We start from the raw sequence: 19,845 nt of genomic DNA on the forward strand, positions 1-19,845 counted from the left end.
GCCGCCCTCCGCATCCCCGCCTCTGACAGGCCGGTGCGATTCTTGAAGTAGGGGCAAGCCATGACCGAGTCACGGCGGCGATTCTCCGGAATGTCGCTCGAGTGGAAGGTTCCACTCGCGGCCGGGGGAGTTCTGCTGCTTGTGACCGGAGCGCTCTGCTGGACCGCCTACCTGCAGGTCCGTCGTTCGGTGGACGTGGCGGGCAATACGAGGCTGAGCGGTCTCGCCACCCAGATTGCCGTCGCCCTCCAATCGCAGGTCTCGCAGTCCTCCCGCCGCGCCCAGCTGATCGCTGCGCAACCCGCGATTCATTCGATCGTGCACCGCGATACGCCGTTTCAGCCGGGAAGTGCGGTGGCAGCGGTTCACGCCGCCTTGCCGACGGACACCAATCTCATCGCGGTCGAAGTCTGGGATGATTCAGGGCGTAAAGTCGCGGTCGACGGACCTGCTGCGGCGGCAGTGCAACGGCTCGGTTCCGAAGACCTGCTGAGATCGCGCCACGACCCTGATTCAAGCCACGTCGGTCGCTTCCAGGCGATCGGTGACACGGTGGTCGTCCCGATCATCGCCAAGATCGCCGAGGACGGCGCGCTGGCCGGGTACGTCGTCGTGTGGCAACGAGTCTCCAGCAGCCGGCGCTCGACCACGAGCGGCCAGGTTGGCGCAATCATCGGCGCCGGCGGTCGATTGCTGGTCGGGTCGCCGAACGGCGCATGGACTGATCAGTCGCAGGCGGTGGCAGCGCCACCGATTGACTTCACCAGACAGGACTCGCTGGCCAAGTACGACGGGCCCGACGGTCACGAGCGGATGACCGCTTACACGCGCGTCACCGGCGTACCATGGGTGGTGGCGCTCGAGGTGCCGGCCGACGCGATCCGCGCCCCGGCGCACCACTTCCTCGGTTCGTTCATCGGGATGGCCGCACTGATTCTCGTGATCGGGCTCGCGGGGGCGTGGCTCTTCATTCACCGGATGACCTCGCCGATCATCGAACTCACCGACGCGGTCGCTGCCATGGGCACCGGGCGGCACGGCGTCCGGGTGCCACCCGGCAAGAACGACGAACTCGGTCGACTCGGCGCCGCGTTCAACACCATGGCCGATCGCGTCGAGGACGAGGTTGCCGCGCGCACCTCCTCGGAAGAGCAATGGCGGCTCCTCTTCGACAACAATCCGCATCCGATGTGGCTCTACGACCGCAACACGATGCGCTTCCTGCAGGCGAACGACTCCGCCATCCGGCAGTACGGCTACGACCGCGAAGAATTCCTGCAGATGCACCTGCGCGACATCTACCCGCCGTCGGAGTACGGCACGCTCGACGGCATCATCTCCTCGATGACACCGCATGAGGAGACGATGGCGATGATCAAGCATCAGCGGAAGGATGGCTCGATCCTCGACGTCGAGGCGCGTGGTCGTCCGTTGCCGCAGATGGGCCCGGCGGTCCGGCTGGTCGTCGCGACCGACATCACCGAGCGGCTCGCCGCACAGCGGCGCGCCCACGAAGCCGAAGAGCAGCTGCAGCAGTCGCAGAAGATGGAGGCGATCGGCCGCCTCGCTGGTGGCGTGGCGCATGACTTCAACAACCTCCTCACGGTGATTTCGGCGTGCGCCGAGCAGCTGATGGAGGGTGCACTGCCCGCGGAAGAGCGGGAGAACGCGGTCGAGATCAGCGCCGCGGCGTCGCGCGCGTCGGCGCTGACGCGTCAGCTCCTCACCTTCTCCCGCAAGCAGATCATCCAGCAGCAGCGGCTCGACCTGAGTGCCATCGTGCGCGGCGTGCAGCCGATGCTCAAGCGGCTCCTGTTCGAGAATATCGAACTGCTGACCAATCTCGCGGCGGGCCACGCGCCGGTGATCGCCGATCCGAGCCAGATGGAACAGGTGATCCTCAACCTCGTCGTCAACGCCTCCGACGCGATGCCCGGCGGCGGAACGCTGGTGATCGAGACCGCTGTTGTCGATCTCGACGATGCCTACACCGAGCACCATGTCGAGGTGGTCGCCGGCCGGTACGTCCGGTTGATCGTGAGCGACACCGGCAGCGGAATGGACTCGGCAACGCTGGCGCGGATCTTCGAACCGTTCTACACCACCAAGGCACCGGGGATGGGGACCGGTCTCGGCCTCTCGACGGTCTACGCCATCGTCAAGCAGTTCGGCGGGCACGTCTGGGTCTACAGCGAAGTCGGCCTCGGGACCACGTTCAAGGTCTATCTCCCACTGGCAGTTGAGGAGAGCCAGGCAAAGCCTGAAGTAGTGCCGCTCCCGGGTGTTCCCGATGCCACGGCAACCGTGCTGCTGGTCGAAGACGAGGATACCGTGCGCCGGGCGGTGCGCCGGATGCTCGAGCGCTCGGGATACACGGTCATCGAGGCGGCCAATGGCCAGGACGGACTCGATGTCGCGGCGACGCATGACGGGACGATCGACGCGGTCGTCACCGACCTGATGATGCCGGGAATGGATGGCCGCACCTTCTCCGAGCGGCTCCGGACGACCCATCCGAACATCCGTGTCGTGTTCACCTCCGGCTATACCGACGACGCCGTGATCCGCCGCGGAATTGTCGACGCGTCCCATCGCTTCCTTCAGAAGCCGTTCACCCGCGACCAGCTGGCGCGGGCGGTCCACGCCGTCCTTGACGGGAGCTGAGGCGGCGCGAGCGACGTACGGCGCGGGACTCCCATGAGATCCATGGCAAAGCAAACGGGCCCCCGCGAGGAGGCCCGTAACGCAGTGTCCGGTGACTGCCAGGATCTACTGCAGCTTGACTCGTCCACTCAAGGCGTTGAGCGAATCCACCGAGAGATGTCCCACGACCGTGACCATGCGTGACGGGCGGGTCACACCGCCGTTGGCGCCGAAGACGTAGTCCGGATGGGTACGGCTCGGCGTGGACATTGCAATTCCGCTCGCCTGCAGCATCTGGTTGACCGGTGTCACATCGTCGACCGGCCCTTCGAAGACCCAGACCAGGTTGCCGTCGGCGAGCTGCTGCCGCACCATGAAAGTCGGGCGACCGCCGCTGGTGCTCGGATGCATCCGCACCTCGGTCACGGCGAGGCCAGCCACGCGTGCCAGCGATCCATCGCCGGCGGAGAGCGCGTCATCCCACGAAGCGTTGTTCCATTCGTTCGCCACGACCGGATCGACATCGGCCGTGGTCGAGACGAGGTGCGGACGCGGCTGCGTCGACACGACCGCCGGCGGAAGGACCCGTGCCGGCACCGTGGTGCGCGACGCGATTGTCACCTGGCGCTGCCACGACGCGGCGCGATCGCTGGAGGCGTGACCGGGCAGCAGGAAGTCGGCGGCCGGCAGCGACGAAGCGAGTTGCTGGCTCGGCGTCCCCTGATCGGCGATCCGATCGGGTTGCAACGAGAACCAGACGCCGGCACCCACGACCGCGGCAACGGCCGCAGCTGTGATGCGCGGCAAGCGCCGACGCCGGCTGGCGTCGGAGAAGGCCGGCATCGCCGGTCCGCGGACCGTCCGCGGCGCTGCGATCGCGAGCAGTCGTGCGGTGCGCGCACGAAGTTCGGTCACCTCGGCGTGCTGCGCACGACAGATCAGGCATCCCAGCAGATGCTCGGCGATCTCTACGCGCTGCGGCGGGGAAAGCTCCCCGTCGGAGTAGGCGTGCAGTTCCTCTTCAGGAATGTGCGGTCGCACGACGTTGCTCAACCCGGTGTTCCTCCATCATATCGTGGGCGGCCACGAGTCGCTTGCGCGCCCGGGCCAGGGTGGTGCCAACGGCTCCGACGGCAAGACCTGTCTGTTCGGCGATCTCGGGATATGACATCCCGGCGTCCCAGAGAAGGAGCACTTCGCGATCGCGCGGCGACAGCGTGGCCAGCGCGCGCTTCACTTCCGCTTCCTGCTCCTCGTGATCCATGCCGTCTTCCACATCCGAGTTCTTGGCCGGTGACGCGATCGGTTCGTGCGTCAGGAGCACCAGATGCTTGCGACGGCGGATCGCAGCCCGGGCTTCGTCGCGGGCGATATTGGCCGCCACCGCGAAGACCCAGGAGCGTGGTTTTTCAGGTTGGTGTGCCAGCGCCCGCATGAAAACTTCCTGGGCGAGATCCTCGGCTCGATCCGCATCCCACACCTTGCGGTAGAGGAAGCGAACGACGGCATCGTAGGTTGTCCGGTACAGGCCATCCAGATCGAACGCCATTCCGGTTCTCCTGGCTACAAGTGCAAGTGTACGAATAGTCGGTTTGGTGACGTCCGGGTAGCAGGGAATGCACACACAGGTAGTATGGTAGTCGCCGAGGCCCGAAGGAATGCCGAAAACGGCGGGGCGAGCCTCCTCGGAACGGCCGTCACACTTTGAGACGGGTATTTCGGAAGGCGCACCCAGGATGGAGCCCCGACCGCTTCTCTGGCCACTTGCTGCACATGATCGGCTTCGCCGGGCGCCCGTCGGCGCGGGTCCGGCCGTGGAGTCGGCACGCCCCCGAGGTATCGAGGTACCCGCAGGCCGAGATGATCTCGACCACGAGCCGGTCGTCCTCTTCCCGATCGGTCTTGCAGAGCAGCGGCGACTTGCGTGAGCGAATCAATGCTTCGAGATGCGTGGCGCGTGGCGAGCAGGCGATGTCGACCTGCACGTCGCGGCAGCACGCGGCGCCCTGGCGATTGTCGGCGGTGCGACAGCGCGCGGTCGCGCAGGGATTGGACTGCTCCGCGACAACAGGGAGGGCACGGCGCGCCGGAGCGGCCGGAGGCGCGGCCTCGATCTGCCGCGTCACCAGTCGCTGTCGCTCGACGATCGCAAAACGATCGTCGCCCAGCGCACGCAGTTCGGGTGTCCGCTCCGGCATCTTCAAGCGACCGTCAAAGCCGTGCGCGGTGCAGCGAACCGAAACGGCGTCGTCTCCGGTGGCGAGGAAGCGGCACGGGACGTGGATCGATGCGTCGCACCAGAGTTCGCCATCACGCTCGAACAGCGGTCCGAAATCGATGCGTTCGGTATGGCCAAGGAGCCAGGTCGCGTCGTGATCTTCCTCACCTTCGATCGCGGCGACACGAAGGGTGACATCGAGGGTACGGCAGTGACGACCAAGACGGCGGCAGGACGGGGGCGACATGGGAGCGGAAAGTAGTGGCGACAGTGATGAACAACCACGCTCCCTCTGGGCGCGAAGCAGATTTCTCATTATGTTGTCGCTGCCCGTGAGGCAACGGAATGGAGCCGGACGGCAATCGGGCCACCCGGCGATCAACATCAATTGGATGCGAGGCGAGTTCAGAATGCGTGTTCCTGCGATGGTGGCGGCTGCGGCGCTGCTGCTAGCGGCGTGCGGCGGCAGCAAGAACGGTTCGACGGATACCTCTGCGGCGGCGGCAACGCCACCCGCGGCAACCACGCCCCCGGCGGCGACGCCGGCCGGCACCGGGACGACTCACGAGATCGACATGGTGCAGGAGGGCACGAACAGCTACAAGTTCAAGCCCGACAACATCACGATCAAGCAGGGCGACGTGGTCGTCTTCAAGGGCGTCTCTGGTCTGCAGCACGACGTCTCGTTCTATCCGGACAGCATTCCCCCGGGCGCGGCCGATGTCCTGAACGCTGCGATTCCGAACAAGACGCAGCCTCTCTCGACCGAGATGATCTCCGACGGCAGCCAGGTGTCGATTTCGTTCGCGGGTGCTCCGGTGGGCGTTTACAAGTTCTTCTGCATTCCTCATCAGCCGATGGGAATGCACGGCCAGATCACCGTCACGCAGTAACCGCGCGGCGGGTCAGCTGACGACGGAAGGGAGATGCGGGTTCGCCTGCGTCTCCCTTTTCCGTGCCACGGCCTGATGCGCCCGGTGCCCGGCAAGACCGGCGACAGTCACGCCGAGGATGAGTCCGCACCCGCTGTCGACGGCGTAGTGCATCTGGCAATAGACCACGGCGACGACGAGCATCCCGGTCGGAATGGCGAGAATCGCGCCCCAGCGTGGTGAGGCGCGCCACACGCCGACCGTGGCGGCTACCGTCGCCGCTACATGCGACGACGGGAACGCCGCACCGTACGCGCTCCCACCACGCAACGCCGAATAGACCATCCGCGCCGGGAGATTGGCGACGAACAATCCGCTCGGCCGCGGGAATTCGTAATACGGGCCGGCCACCGGGACGAAGAGATAGAAGAGGTAGCAGATGAGGTAGGTCGTGATCAGCCCGTCAAGGTACGGCTCGAGCGACTCGCCGCGTCCCGCGATCAGCATCACGATCACCGGCACCGCGACGATGAGGTAGTACGACAGGTAGGTCGCGTGGAGGATCGTCGACCAGAAGACGCTCGGATGCATTCGCCACCAGTCGCGGCTCGGTTGCATCCCGAAGATCGCGTGCTCGATCAGCTGGATCTGGTGGTCCCAGGTTCCCGCCGCGCCGAAGCCGTTGAGCACGTCGATCGCGGAGTAGAGCCCGGTGAGGAGGAGCAGGGGATAGATGTTGCGCAACACGCGCATCACCGCGGAATCGCGAGCGTGAACCGTCATCCACGCCAGGGCGGGGATGGCGAGATGTGCCGCGAGCACCAGCGGAATGCCGGGACGGCCGATCCGTGTCAACGCCAGCACCGCAACCAGCACGCCGTAGATCGCAAGGATGCGATCGACCAGCCGCCAGCGTGGTTGATTCCCGTTCAAATCCACCGAGCCTCCCGATACGATGCGAGCGTGTCGGCCAGCCCGCGATCAAGATCCCACGCCGGATGCCACGCGGTTGCCGCGATGAACGGCGCCGGATCCGCGGTCCACGCCTCCTGGTAGAACTCGTGCACCTTGTCGGGATGCAGGATCGACTTCTGGTGGAAGAGATCCGCCCACGCGCCAGTCACTGTCAGTGCAGCGCGTGCGGCCCATTCCGGCAGCGGCAGCGGCATCACCGTGCGCTGCATCAATGCCGCGATCCGTCGCAGCAATTCCGCACCGGTGACGATCTCGGGATGATTCACATAGAAGATGCCGTGCTCGACGGCGTTGCTGCCTGCGGCATCGATCAGCGCGTCGGCGAGATCGCCAACATGGATCAGGCAGACTTCCATCGATCCGTCGCCGAACATCGGCGCGATGCCCCAGCGCACCGCCTTGAAGAGCGGCAGGAATCCGTCGCGGTCGCGGGGACCGTACACCACCGGCGCGCGCACGGCGCACCACGACGGCGCGGCGTCGGCAAGCGCTTTCTCTCCGGCGAGTTTGCTGCGGCCATACATCGTGACGGGATGATCGTCTCCGGCGTCGCGCTTCGGCGTTCCGCGCGTCGATGGTCCCCCTGCCGCCATTGACGACACCAGGACAACGCGGGGCGGTCGCCGTGCCGCCGCCGCTGCATCGGCGATATTCCGTGTCCCGTCGCGGTTGACGCGCATCAGCTCGGCTTCATCGCTGGAGCCAAGCTGTGCCGCGGCGTGATACACGATCTCCTGATCGCGGACGGCGTCGGTCAAAGCTGCGCGATTGGAGAGGTCGGTGGCGACGAGCCGCACGCCCCGGCTGGCGAGGGCTGACGCGCGCGACGGTGATCGCACCGTCGCCGTGACGGTGTCGCCGCGCGCAAGAAGGCGGTCAACGAGGTGACCGCCGACGAAGCCGGTCGCCCCGGTGACCAGGACGTTCATGTCGGACGATCGAGGACGCGGAAGGTCTGGTAGGGTGTGAAGCCGGCCTTGCTCAATCCCTGGATAATGCCGTGGTTGTCCTCGAGGAGCCAGCTCGCCTCGCCCCAGCCGATGCCGCGCTCCGCCGTCTTCGACCAGATCCAGTGATAGAGTGCCGAGTCGATCCCCTTGCCACGCCACTCGGGGACGACGCCGAGGAGGAGGATCCGCGAGCGGGTCAGCTTCTTCATCTTGATCTTGTACAGCATCGTGAGCGACGCCGGAAACATCGCGCCGTTGCGATTGTACCGCAGCGCTTCATTCAGGTCGGGGAGCGTGAGACCGAACGCGATTGCCTTGCCGTCCTTCTCGACGAACGGCACCAGTTCCGGGATCACCACCGGCTTGAACGCCGTCGCGAGAAGATCGATCTCCGCGTCGGTCATCGGGATGAAGCCCCAATTGTCTTCCCAGCAATCGTTGTAGAGCTTCTTGACGAGTTCGACCTCGTCCTTGAACCGCTTCATGTTGAGTGGGCGGATGGTGATGCCGTACCGCTGCTTGAGCAGGGTGACGGCGCGTTCGGTGCGCTCCGGCGGCGTCACCGGGCCGTCGAGCGATCCTCCCTGCAGCGCGATGAGGTCCTTCGCCTTGGTGAACCCGGCGGTCTCGAGAAGGGTGAGATAGTACGGCGGGTTGTGCGGCATCATGATCGAGTTCGGCATGTCGAAGCCGTCGATCAGGAGACCGCATTCATCGTTGACCGAGAACGACATCGGCCCGCGGAGGGTATCGAGCCCACGGGACTTGACCCAGTCGCTGGCGGTCTGCAGCAGTGCCTGCGCGACGGTGAAGTCGTTGATCGTCTCGAAGAAGCCGAAGAATCCGACCTTGTCGTGGTGGTACTCGTTGTGGAGTCGATTGTGGATCGCGGCAATGCGGCCGACAATCTTCCCGTCGCGTTCGGCGATGAAGTAATCGGCTTCGGCGTGCTGGAAGAACGGGTTGTGGGCGCGGTCGAGCAGCTTCTTCACCTCGGCGCGAAACGGCGGGACCCAGTTGAGGTCCCGCCGATGCAAGACGTAAGGCAAATCGATGAAGCGGGCGAGATCCTTCGCCGTCTCGACGCGCCGGATCGCCGGCGCGGTGTTCAGATGACCCCCAGCTCCTTCCCGATTCGCGCGAAGGTGTCGAGCGCGTAATCGATCTGTCCATCACTGTGCGTCGCCATGACGCTGGTGCGCAGGCGACACTGGTCGAGCGGCACCGCGGGCGGGACCACCGGATTGGTGAAGACGCCGGCATCGTACAGCTTGCGCCAGAATAGGAACGTCCTGTCGAGCGGACCGATCAGCACCGGGACGATCGGCGTCTGGGTCGGCCCGATGTCGAACCCGAGCGAACGGAAACCGTCCTGCAGCCGCTTGGCATTGACCCAGAGTGCGTCGCGGCGTTCCGGTTCGCGCTGCATCACCTCGAGCGCCGCGAGGACGCCCGCGGTATTCGCCGGCGGGAGCGACGCGGTGAAGATGAACGGCCGCGAATGATGCTTGAGGAAGTGGATCACCGATTCGTCGGCGGCGAGGAAGCCACCGACCGACGCGAGCGACTTCGAGAAGGTGCCGGCGATGATGTCCACCTCGGCCTGCAGGCCGAAGTGTGCGCCGGTCCCTTCGCCGCGCGGGCCGAGGACGCCGAGGGCATGCGCGTCGTCGACCACGAGGGCGGACCCGTGCTTGCGCGCCAGGCGCACCAGCTCGGGGAGATTGGCGATGTCGCCTTCCATCGAGTAGATGCCGTCGACGACGATCATCGTGCCCTTGCCGCTCGTGTTGCGGTCGAGCAGGAAGGCGAGATGCGTCATGTCGTCGTGATTGAACCGCTCGGTCCGGCCGAAGGCGAGCTTGGCGCCGTCGACGATGCAGGCGTGATCGAGCTTGTCGAGGTAGACGGTCTCGTTGCGGCCGAGGATTCCCGAGATCAGGCCAAGGTTGGCGCCATAGCCGGTGGAGAAGACGATGCACGCTTCCTTGCCCAGGAACTCGGCGAGTGCGGTTTCGAGTTTCTCGTGCAGGTCGAGCGATCCGTTGAGGAATCGCGACCCGGTGCACCCCGATCCGTACCGGTGGAGCGCCTTGGCTGCAGCTTCGAGCACCTTAGGGTGGTGCGTCAGCCCGAGGTAGTTGTTGGAGCCGAGCATCAGGCGCTTCTTCCCCTCGATGACTACTTCCGTGTCATCGGATTCGGAAATCGCCTTGAAGTAGGGATAGAGACCCGCGGCCTGGACTTCACGTGCTGCGGTGAAATTCCGGCACTTGTCGAAAAGTGCCACCTGGGACTGGAGCGTCTCGGTCGCCACGGGTCCTCGCGGAGCTCGGGTGGAACTTCGTCGAATTGGGGGGCAAGTTTGTTGCCTGTTCAAGGACTCAAAATTAGGACCTCGACCATACTGACACAAGCCGAAAACCAGTTTTCATTCGCCCCTCTCCGGCCTAACCCTCTGTGGTTCCTTGTCTTAGCGCTACTCTCGGGATTGGCCGGCCCGGCTGCGGCGCAATACCCGCGCGCCAGGATCGGGGATTTCGAGGTCCGGGGGTTCGACTTTACCCCCAATGGCGCCTGGCGGCGCTCCTCCCGGCTGGTGATGGACGCACGCCGCAGCATGCTCCGCACCGGCGCCGTTGCATCGCTCAACGCGGGCACGCCGCGGACCACCGTGCGGGGGCATTACTTCGTCCCGGTAGTCCCGATCCTCTTCCGCAACGCGACCGCACCATTCTCGGCGCCGCAGTATCAGGACCTCTTCTTCAATCCCGCGCCGGTGGGACGGGCATGGAGCGTCCGCAGCTACTACACCGCGGCGTCACGCGGCAACATCGTCCTCGATGGCAATGTCTTTCCGTGGGTGCCGGTCGACAGCAACGCCGCGTACTACGAAGACGGGTGCAACGGGATCGGTGTGCTGGCGCCGTGTCCGGCGCAGACGCATTCGCGAATGGGAGCATTGCTTCAAGCGGCGCTCGATTCGATCTCGCGCGGACCGGGCGGCGACACGGTGTGGAGCCGCTTCGACAATGACGGCCCCGACGGCATCCCGAACTCCGGAGACGACGATGGCGTGATCGACGTCGTCGCGTTCCTGCAGCCCGGCGTCGATGGAGCCTGTGGCGGGGAAGGGATCTGGTCGCACCGTGGCGGGTTCTCGCTGTGGAACAATGGGCAGCCGTATGTGACCCGCACGCCGCGCCGTGATGCCGGCGGCAATCCGATCGCGGGCCAGTTTCTCACCATCGATTCCTACACGATCCAGTCGGCGGTCGGCGGCGACGACGCCTGCACGGCGTCGCAGATCATGCCGATCGGCACCGTCACGCACGAGACCGGCCACGCCTTTGGCCTTCCCGATCTGTATGACACCGATCCCAATTCGGCGACGCAGGGCGCGGGGGAATGGAGCCTGATGTCGTCGGGGACATACGCTCGCCCGTATTCGCCGTCGTCATTCGACGCCTGGTCGCTGGTGCAGCTGGGATGGGTCACCGTCGACACGCTGGCGAGCGGCACGACGCGGATCGCGGCGCCGGTGCAGACAAGTGGGACCGTGTATTACGCGTCAACCGACGGACCGCTCTATCTCCTGCTGGAGAACCGAGGCAACGTCGGTACCGATACCGCCCAGATGAATCCGGCGTTTGCGCACGCCAAGGTTCCCGGCCTGCTCGCCTGGCTGATCGATGATGCGCGCGTCAGTCAGGGCGCGCTCCCCGTCAATCGCGTCAACACCAGCCCGCACCAGGGGGTCGCGCTGGTGCAAGCCGACGGCCTCGACCAGTTGCGCACGGCGTTCGGCGGAAATCGTGGCGACGGTGGCGACCCATTCCCCGGCACGACCGGCAATCACGATTTCGGATTGATGACGCTCCCCGCGGCGATCGACTGGAACCTGCAGCCGCTCGATATCCGGCTCGACCAGATCGTGGCGCATCCTGATGGAAGCGTTTCGTTCCGGTATCTGCGGCGGGCACCGTCGCTGATCAGTTCCAACGATCCGCTCGCGCACCTGCTCGTCAACGGCTTTTCCACGTCGCGGTACACCGAGGTCGTGGCGCCAGGTGATCCGCTGCAGCTGTCCGCCGATTCGACGCAGCTCTCATTCGACGGACGGAGCGCCGCGCGCTTCGTGTCGTGGAGCGACGGCGGTGACCGGACCCATCTTGCCGTGGCGCGCGCCGGTGCACCCGACTCGATCGCCGCGACCTTCGCCGTGGCGAACCGGTTGCGCATCACAGTGGCGGGGGCGGGAAGCGTGACCTCGAGCGTGAGCGGCGCCGTCGGCTCCGGCGCGTTCCTCGACGCCGCTACCGCCGTCCACCTCGTGCCGGTCCCGGCCAACGGATCGACCTTCGTCGGATGGCGCGGCGATACCGCCGGGACCGGCCTGCTCGACATCACCATGCAGCACCCGTTCGATCTGACCGCGGTCTTTGCCGTCGCCGTGACGATCGACGCCGCCGCCGCCGCGCGCTCCCTCCTCGGCGGGCCGCCGCTCGACGCCGCAAGCGCGGCGTATCTTGATGCGATCGGCAATCAGAACGGGATCTATGACGTGGGCGATTACCTCGCGTGGCTCAACCGGACGGGGCAGCAGATCCCGGCGGCGCTGCAACGGGTGAGGGGATCGTGATGCGGTACCGGCGCGTCGGATGGTTCGCGATGGGCGTGGTGCTCTGCGTGGCGTGCGACAACGGCAGGGCGCACGCCGGCACGCTCGCCGTCGATCTCGTCGCTGCCGGTGCCAACGACGGCGCAATCGTGCTGACGATCAGTGGTGGTCCGGTCACGGCGGTTCATCCTCCCGCGGGTTTCCAGGTGGCGAGCAATGCCAACGCAACGGGCACACACGTGATGGTGACCGGCACAATCGCTGCGGGTACGGTGGCATTCATCGACGTCCCCGACATATCGCGCGCCAGCGCATACGCGGTGACGGTGGATCAGGTGGCTGACCGGGCCTCGTTCGCGCTCCTCGATCCGGCACCATACCGGGCAACGGTGGTGCCGCGGTGACCGCACCGCGCGTCGCGGTGATCGGCGGCGGTCTCGCCGGGCTCGCCGCAGCGGGACGACTGCGAATGCTGGGCATCGAGCCGACGGTATTCGAGCGCGACGCCATCGTGGGTGGCGTGGTGCGGACGACGGTCGAAGACGGATGGATCATCGAGCAGGGACCGTGCCTCGCGGCGGAGCCCGATCCCGCGGTGCGCGCGCTCCTCGACGCAGCGGGCCTCGCGGAGTGCACCGTGCGCGCCGCGGCGTCATCGCGCAACCGATACATCGTGCGCAACGGCGCACCGGTGCCGCTGCCGCACACCACCTCCGATTTTGCGTCATCGCCACTCCTGTCGATCGCCGGCCGGCTGCGACTCCTCAAGGAACGATTCATTGCGCCCGCGCACGACGCGACCGACGAATCGGTCGACGCCTTCGCGCGGCGCCGGTTCGGCGACGAGATGGCAGAACGCGTCTTCGATCCGCTCCTCGCGAGCACCGCTGCCGGTGATCCGCGTGAGGTACTTGCGCGCTATGCGTTCCCCGCCGCGGTGGGACACGAGCGGCGCACCGGATCGGGATTGCAGGGGAGCGCGCGCTCGCGGATGGAAGCGCGGCGGCGAAACCGCGGGGCACCGCAGGCGAGCTGGAGTTGCTCCGCAGGAATGGCCGAGGTGCCACGCCGGCTGGGCGCATCGATCGGCGATGTTCGCACCGGTGTGATGGTCGCTCGCGTCGAAGCCGATGCGACTCACGCAATGATTACCGCCTCCGGCGCGGCAGCCGAGGTGTTCGATGGTGTCGTTGTCGCCGTTCCGGTGACGGCACTCGGCGCGATGCAACTGCAGTGCGCCGCAGCCGATCGGCTCGCCGAGATTGCCACGATGCCGTGTCAGTCGATCGCGGCAGTGTCGCTTGGTTTCCGGCGGGTCGATGTCGGACACCCGCTCGATGCCGGCCGCCTGCTCGTGCCGACAGTGGAGCGCCGTGCGATCCTGTCGGCCGTGTTCCCGAGCTCGCTCTTTGAATCCCATGCGCCCGCGGGACACGTGCTCATCACCGCGTACGTCGGAGGCGCGCGCCGACCCGACGTGATGGAGCTCGACGACTCCGCGCTGCGCGAGCTCGTGGTGTCGGATGTCACCGCGCTGCTCGAGATCCGGGGAGAGCCGGTCGTCACCCGCATCGACCGCTGGCGGGATGGCTTGCCGCAGGCGGTGGCGGGGCACGGTCGCCGGATCGCGGCAGCCGATGCCATCGAAGGAGCCACGGAAACGATCGTCTTCACCGGGAGCTGGCGCGATGGGTTGTCGGTCGGCGAGGTGCTGCTCGGTGGCGTCCGAGCGGCAGAGCGTCTCGCAACCCGCCGGCGGTGGCTCGAGGTTCCGACTTCTCAGTAGGCTCGGCGCGGGGGTGTGAGCGTCGCCGCGTCACTGGCGTCTCCGCGTTACTCACCAGCGGAGAGCCGCCATGTCTGTCGCCCGGCAATCAATCACGATGCGAGGTCTCGCGATCATCCTCTGCGGCATGATGTTCGCCGCGGCGCCGCCGCTTCGCGCCCAGATCGTCGCAACTCCGATGTCGGCAGCCGGTGCCGGACCACGGCTTCCGACACGTCCCAGCGCGGCACGCGTGGACTTGCCGGGAGAGTCGCTCGGCTACCGGATGATGCCCCGACGGCGCGACACGGTGATTCGTCTGTCGACCGCGGCGATCGTCATCGGCGTCGTGATTCTGGTGCTGATTCTGGTCTGAACGCCGGTGCGCGCGATCGCGCCGCCAACGTCATCATGCATGACCACTCCTCGCGCGTGCGCATCACGCGCGAGGCCCCGGATGAGACCAGCACCGCGGCCATCGACCGCACCTTCCCATGTCGAGAAACGACTATTCGCAGTCCCCGCAAGAGTCCGCCGGTCGCCGGCATCCACCGGCACATCTCCGTGACGGCGACGAGGCAATGCCGAGCGAACGCGCTGCGAAGGGGCGACTGAAACCGCGCGACTACCGGCGGCGTGCGCGAGGGAATGCTGGCCCGATCTCGCCGAGCGGCACGCCTTGGCGAGCGGCTCCGGCGGACTGGCGACGCGAGCGCGGCACCGATGACGAGTACGCCCCGGTGCGCCGCGGATCCCCCGACTGAGCCACGACGCGCCGCGGCAAGCGGCGCGATGTGCGTGGCGCGCGGCAACTGCGCGTCCTGTCTCCTGCATTACAGCTCACGCCGATCGTTGCAAGGTGCAGCACGATGCAACGGTCTCACCGGTCACCATGCTGAAAAGGAGTGGAGATGCGAGCAATTCGCATTGCGGTCATTGCGGTACTCGGGGCGAGCGTCCCGGTCGCCGCGCAGGCGCAGTTCTCACTGGGTCTCAAGGCGGGCGCTTCGTTCGCGACGTTGTCGAACAAGGCCCCCGGAAGAGCCGGACCGGCTTTGCCGGCGGCCTGGCGTTCGATTTCCGGGCCAAGGTGATCGGCCTCCAGCCCGAGGTGCTCTACGTCCAGAAGGGGGTCGATTTCGAGGGGACACCGTCGGCGTCGTCCGATGCGCCGCACATCAGCTACATCGAGGTACCGGTGCTGGTGAAGGTGACCATTCCGACGCCGGCGATCGAACCGATGTTCTACGCGGGTCCGTCGGTCATGTTCCGGCTGCAATGCCGGGTCAATGATACGGATTGCGGCGACCAGACCAAGAGCACCGACTACGGCGCGGTACTTGGCGCCGGCCTCCGTTTCGGGGGCGCGCGCGGTTTCACGGTGGAAGGGCGCTATACCTGGGGACTTCGGGACATCCATGACCCCGATGCCGGGGTGAAGAACAATACCCGCACCTTTCTGCTGCTCGCCGGCGTCTCTCTCTAGCTCTTAAAGTGGCGCCCATCCGGGGGCCTGGCGATCGCTCGCCAGGCCCCGGGTGGTTGCAGGTCAATCGGCTTGCGATAGAGTTTACCGCAGCAATTTCCTTCAGGTCCAGGAGCCCGCTGCGATGGCCGCCTCCCCGCTCGAGGATCCGACCACATCGGCAGGGCCGGTTTCGCCCCCAGCAATCGTGGAGGCGAAAAGCGGTCCTCCCGCTCGGCGTGCCGCGTTGCGCTGGCGAATCGCGCTCGCGGGCTCGGCTGGTCTGGTCATCCTGATCGTGGTGTTCGGCCTCACGGTGGTCAACGCCGTGCGCGTGCGCCGATCGCTCGATGACCTGTCGAATCTCCATCTCGCGGCCGAAAGCTTCCGCTCGATCAACAACACCCTGCTGAGCATGGAGTCGAGCCAGCGCGGTTTCCTCCTGACCGGCGATTCGATCGATCTCGCGCCATTCGACACCGCGATGCGCGCCCTGGAGCGCCGCATGGACAGCATGCACCGGGTGCAGTCGGCGTTCCCGGCCGATTCGAGCCGCTTCGAACTCCTCGACTCGCTCGTCGGCGTCCGTCTGTCGCAGATGAATGCGACGATCGCCGCCTTTCATGCGCAGGGAGCAGCGGCCGCCACACGGCAGTTGAATCGGAATCGCGCGACCGGATCGATGGACAGCATCCGCTCGACGCTGCGTGCACTCAATGCGGGCGAGGAAGCGGAGCGGATCAAGGTGCGCACCGTCAGTGCGCGCGCTGGTCAGACCCTCGTCCTGGCCGAATTGCTGGGCGGTGCCTTCGCGCTGGTCCTGCTCCTCGTCGCGCTGCGGCGGATCTTCGCCGACCTGGACGCACGCGAAGGCGCGGAGGGTTCGCTCCGCCGGTCGCAGCAATTCCTCGATTCGGTGATCGATCTCCTCCCGGTGATGGTGTTCGTCAAGGACGCGCGGGAGATGCGGTTCGTGCGGTTCAATCGCACGGCGGAGCAGCTGGTCGGGTTGCCGCGGAGCGCCGTTCTCGGCCGCACCGACGCCGACCTCTTCCCGGCACCGATGGCGGAGGGGTTCCGAACGGTCGACCGCGCCGTCCTCGCGAGCGATGAAGTTCGCGACATCCCCGAAGAGGTCATGGTCGCGTCCAACGGTGCGGTGCGAACGATGCACACCCGCAAGGTGACGATCCGTGACGAGGAAGGGCACCCGACCTTTCTCCTTGGCGTCTCGGAGGACATCACCGCACGGAAGCGGGCGGAGCAGGACATTCAGCGGGCCCGCGACACCGCGGAGTCCGCCAACCGGACCAAGTCGGAATTCCTGGCCAAGATGAGTCACGAGTTGCGCACGCCGCTCAATTCGATCATCGGCTTTTCGCAATTGCTCGAAGAAGAGAGCTTCGGTCCGCTCAACGACCGGCAGCGCCGCTACGTCGGAAACGTCCTGACGAGCGGACGGCAGTTGCTCGAACTGATCAACGACATCCTCGATCTCTCCAAGGTCGAAGCCGGCCGCATGGAACTGTCGCTTGCTGCGGTCGCGCTCGTGCCGCTGCTGCACGAAGCGATCGCCCTGGTCGAGCCGCTCGCGGTGCAATCGCGGCTGCACCTCTCACTCGAGATCGAGGAGCCGCTCCCCGCGGTCCTCGTCGATGCGTCACGATTGCGTCAGGTGCTCTACAATCTCCTCGGCAACGCGATCAAATTCACCGGGCCCGGCGGACGGGTCACGCTGCGTGCCGCATGGACCAGGACGCGCTCGCGCGCGGGAGCGCGGATGATTCGCATCACGGTTCAGGATAGCGGCGTCGGCATTCGGCCCGACGATCTCGAACGGATCTTTCGCGAATTCGAACAGGTGGATTCCGATCCCACGCGCAACCATCAGGGAACCGGCCTCGGGCTGGCGTTGTCCCGCCGGCTGGTCGAACTCCACGGCGGACGGATCTGGGCCGAGAGCGAAGTCGGACTCGGCAGTTCGTTTCATGTCGAGCTGCCGGTGTCACCCGAAGCGGGGGTGGATCGCACAACCTCCCGTTCCTCGCGCGATCAGGTCGCGCCCGACGGGCCGCTCGTGCTGGTGGTCGAGGACGATCCCCATGTTGCCGAACTCGCCCGTGACTGTCTCGAATCCGCCGGATATCGCGTGGCGCATGTGGCCGACGGCGACGTCGTGACCCAGCGTGTGGCGGAACTGTCGCCGGATGCGATCACGCTCGACGTGGTCCTCCCCGGTCGGGACGGACTGGCGGTCCTTCGTGCCCTCAAGGCCGACCCGCGCTCGGCGGCGATTCCGGTGCTGATGATGTCGATCGTCGACGAGCGCGTTCGCGGACTCGCCCTCGGTGCGTTCGACTGGCTGCTCAAGCCGGTCCGCCGCGAGGCGCTCGTCGCCGCCATCCAGCGCGCCGTGACCGGTGCGGCGGCGCGCCATCCCACGGTGCTGGCGATCGACGATGATCCAGGTGCGCTCGACATTCTCACCGCGATCATCGAAGGTGCCGGTTTCCGCGCGGTGACGACAACCGATGCGCGACACGGCCTCGAACTCGCCGACCTCGATCCGCCGGCGGCGATCATTCTCGATCTGGTGATGCCGGGGCTCTCGGGCTTCGAACTCGTCGCGGCCCTCCGCGAACGCGCCGCGACGCGCGAGGTGCCGATCATCGTCTTCAGCGCGCGAGACCTCGACGCCGCAGAACGGGCTCGCCTCGAACAGCAGGTATTGCAGGTTCTCGCGAAGCCCGATACTGGTGAGCTGGTGGCCGCGTTGCGCCGGCTCGACCCGGCGGCTGCACAATGAGCAGCGGCCGCCGCGTCCTGGTGATCGAGGACAATCTCCTCAATCTTGAGCTGGTGTCGGGGGTGCTCGAGTCGTGCCGGTGCGATGTGATCACGGCACGAACCGCGGAGGAGGGGCTCGACCTTGCCGAAACGATGCACCCCGACCTGGTCCTCCTCGATATCCGGCTGCCGGGGATGTCGGGGGAGGCGGCGATCAGTATCATCCGGAGCGATCCGAGGTTGCGCGGCCTGCCCGTGATCGCGGTGACGGCGCAGGTCATGCAGGGCGACGAGGCGGCGGCCCTGCAGGCAGGATTCGACGCGTTCCTCAGCAAACCGATCGACACCAGACGACTGCGTGATCTGGTGGACGTTCATCTCCGAGTGCGGACGCCGCGATGACATCCCCCGAATCGATGAAGCACCGTGGGCGCGTGCTCGTGGTCGACGACCAGGAGCCGAACCGGCAGCTGCTGCACGACATGCTCTCGATTGACGGCCACGACGTGATCGAGGCGGCCGATGGCGTGACGGCGCTGGCACTCGCGGCAACGCGCGATCCCGACGTGATCCTCCTCGACGTGTCGATGCCGGGTCTCGATGGATTCGAGGTGTGCGAACGGCTGCGCCAGTCGCCGGTGACGGCGGCGACGCCGGTCTTGCTGATCACCGCCCTCGATCAGCGCGAAAATCGAATCCGTGGCGTCGCGGCGGGAGCCAACGACTATCTCGTCAAGCCGATCGACCGGGACGAGGTCTCGCTCCGCGTGCGCAACGCGATTCGCATGCGCGCAATGCACCGGACGGTCGAGCACCAGTTTCAGGAACTCCAGCGCCTCGAACGGATGCGCGACGATCTGGTCGTGATGGTGGCGCACGACCTCCGCTCACCGCTCACCGGGCTTCGCGGGTTTCTCGAACTGATGCAGGAAGACGTCGGCCACGAACTCGCGCCCACGTACCTCGAGATGCTGACCGAATCGATCCGGGCGGTGGACCAGCTCAACGGCATGATCGGCGACATGCTCGACGTGAGCCGGATGGAAGCCGATGCACTGCCGATCAACCGCCGGTCGCTCGATCTCCGGCAGGTTGCGGTCGAAGCGCTCTCATCGTTGGGGCCGCAGCCGTCGTTTCACCGGATCCCGGTCGCGATCGGCGGCGATGCAGCCAAGGTCTCGGCGGACGGCCCGTTGCTCCAGCGCGTCGTGACCAACCTGATGGCCAACGCCATGCGCTTTTCGCCGCGCGGCGAAGAGGTTCGCGTCACCGTGGCCGAGGAGGACGGCGGCGGGGTGATGCGGATTCGCGACAAGGGGCCCGGGATCCCGGAAGCCGAACAGGCGCGCATCTTCGACAAGTTCATTCAGATCGGTGATTCGCGGACCACCCGCGCGCGCAGCAGCGGCCTCGGCCTCACCTTCTGCCGCATGGTCGTCGAGCGCCATCAGGGGAAGATCGGAGTGCGCAGCGCGGTGGGGACCGGCAGCGAATTCTGGCTCTGGCTGCCAGCGGTCGAGCGGGGCTGATACCGTATCCTGACGGTGCG

17 protein-coding genes are annotated in these 19,845 nt (G+C 66.5%); 10 read left to right on the forward strand and 7 right to left on the reverse strand.

What is annotated here, in order from left to right; genetic code table 11:
• Positions 1-60 precede the first annotated feature (60 nt).
• Positions 61-2,664, forward strand: coding sequence for a response regulator (locus tag VGM20_09305; GenBank protein HEY4101060.1), 2,604 nt, complete (start codon positions 61-63; stop codon positions 2,662-2,664).
• A 105-nt stretch (positions 2,665-2,769) separates the two neighbouring features.
• Here the strand turns inward: VGM20_09305 and VGM20_09310 are convergent, their stop codons facing one another.
• The 3 genes from VGM20_09310 to VGM20_09320 all read right to left on the reverse strand — a co-directional run bounded on the left by VGM20_09310 (position 2,770) and on the right by VGM20_09320 (position 5,108).
• Complete coding sequence (locus tag VGM20_09310; protein HEY4101061.1) at positions 2,770-3,684, reverse strand: zf-HC2 domain-containing protein; 915 nt, start codon at positions 3,682-3,684, stop codon at positions 2,770-2,772.
• The gene (locus VGM20_09315; protein HEY4101062.1) at positions 3,665-4,267 is read right to left on the reverse strand and encodes a sigma-70 family RNA polymerase sigma factor; all 603 of its coding nucleotides are present in this window, start codon (positions 4,265-4,267) and stop codon (positions 3,665-3,667) included. Before VGM20_09315 ends, VGM20_09310 begins: the two co-directional genes overlap by 20 nt.
• Before the next feature lie 73 nt (positions 4,268-4,340).
• Positions 4,341-5,108 (reverse strand): hypothetical protein, encoded by a 768-nt coding sequence (locus VGM20_09320; protein HEY4101063.1) that lies wholly within the window; start codon positions 5,106-5,108, stop codon positions 4,341-4,343.
• A gap of 163 nt (positions 5,109-5,271) precedes the next feature.
• On the opposite strand from VGM20_09320, the gene VGM20_09325 reads away from it, so the two are divergent.
• Entirely contained in the window at positions 5,272-5,754 is a 483-nt protein-coding gene (locus VGM20_09325; protein ID HEY4101064.1) for a plastocyanin/azurin family copper-binding protein, read from the forward strand.
• Positions 5,755-5,766: 12 nt separating this feature from the next.
• On the opposite strand, the gene VGM20_09330 is transcribed toward VGM20_09325, so the two are convergent.
• The 4 genes from VGM20_09330 to VGM20_09345 all read right to left on the reverse strand — a co-directional run bounded on the left by VGM20_09330 (position 5,767) and on the right by VGM20_09345 (position 9,975).
• Positions 5,767-6,672, reverse strand: a complete 906-nt coding sequence (locus VGM20_09330) for a phosphatase PAP2 family protein (protein ID HEY4101065.1) — start codon at positions 6,670-6,672, stop codon at positions 5,767-5,769.
• Entirely contained in the window at positions 6,663-7,637 is a 975-nt protein-coding gene (locus VGM20_09335; GenBank protein HEY4101066.1) for an NAD(P)-dependent oxidoreductase, read from the reverse strand. The genes VGM20_09330 and VGM20_09335 overlap by 10 nt, the downstream gene beginning before the upstream one ends.
• Entirely contained in the window at positions 7,634-8,695 is a 1,062-nt protein-coding gene (locus VGM20_09340) for a GNAT family N-acetyltransferase (protein ID HEY4101067.1), read from the reverse strand. The genes VGM20_09335 and VGM20_09340 overlap by 4 nt, the downstream gene beginning before the upstream one ends.
• Positions 8,696-8,766: 71 nt before the next feature.
• Positions 8,767-9,975, reverse strand: coding sequence for a pyridoxal phosphate-dependent aminotransferase family protein (locus tag VGM20_09345; protein ID HEY4101068.1), 1,209 nt, complete (start codon positions 9,973-9,975; stop codon positions 8,767-8,769).
• 174 nt (positions 9,976-10,149) lie between these two features.
• Here VGM20_09345 and VGM20_09350 point away from each other — a divergent pair, with 174 nt between their 5' ends.
• The 8 genes from VGM20_09350 to VGM20_09385 all read left to right on the forward strand — a co-directional run bounded on the left by VGM20_09350 (position 10,150) and on the right by VGM20_09385 (position 19,825).
• On the forward strand, positions 10,150-12,300 hold the full coding sequence (locus tag VGM20_09350) for a M6 family metalloprotease domain-containing protein (protein ID HEY4101069.1): 2,151 nt from the start codon (positions 10,150-10,152) through the stop codon (positions 12,298-12,300).
• Entirely contained in the window at positions 12,297-12,683 is a 387-nt protein-coding gene (locus tag VGM20_09355; protein HEY4101070.1) for a hypothetical protein, read from the forward strand. Before VGM20_09350 ends, VGM20_09355 begins: the two co-directional genes overlap by 4 nt.
• Positions 12,680-14,065: a protoporphyrinogen oxidase gene (hemG, locus tag VGM20_09360; GenBank protein HEY4101071.1), complete on the forward strand. Its 1,386-nt coding sequence runs from the start codon at positions 12,680-12,682 to the stop codon at positions 14,063-14,065. Before VGM20_09355 ends, hemG begins: the two co-directional genes overlap by 4 nt.
• Before the next feature lie 70 nt (positions 14,066-14,135).
• Positions 14,136-14,420 (forward strand): hypothetical protein, encoded by a 285-nt coding sequence (locus tag VGM20_09365; GenBank protein HEY4101072.1) that lies wholly within the window; start codon positions 14,136-14,138, stop codon positions 14,418-14,420.
• A gap of 516 nt (positions 14,421-14,936) precedes the next feature.
• Positions 14,937-15,530, forward strand: a complete 594-nt coding sequence (locus VGM20_09370; protein ID HEY4101073.1) for a porin family protein — start codon at positions 14,937-14,939, stop codon at positions 15,528-15,530.
• A gap of 124 nt (positions 15,531-15,654) precedes the next feature.
• On the forward strand, positions 15,655-18,315 hold the full coding sequence (locus VGM20_09375) for a response regulator (GenBank protein ID HEY4101074.1): 2,661 nt from the start codon (positions 15,655-15,657) through the stop codon (positions 18,313-18,315).
• The gene (locus tag VGM20_09380; GenBank protein ID HEY4101075.1) at positions 18,312-18,698 is read left to right on the forward strand and encodes a response regulator; all 387 of its coding nucleotides are present in this window, start codon (positions 18,312-18,314) and stop codon (positions 18,696-18,698) included. The genes VGM20_09375 and VGM20_09380 overlap by 4 nt, the downstream gene beginning before the upstream one ends.
• Entirely contained in the window at positions 18,695-19,825 is a 1,131-nt protein-coding gene (locus VGM20_09385) for a hybrid sensor histidine kinase/response regulator (GenBank protein ID HEY4101076.1), read from the forward strand. Before VGM20_09380 ends, VGM20_09385 begins: the two co-directional genes overlap by 4 nt.
• The last annotated feature ends 20 nt before the right edge of the window (positions 19,826-19,845 follow it).

Source organism: Gemmatimonadales bacterium (assembly GCA_036500345.1).
GTDB lineage: Bacteria > Gemmatimonadota > Gemmatimonadetes > Gemmatimonadales > GWC2-71-9 > Palsa-1233.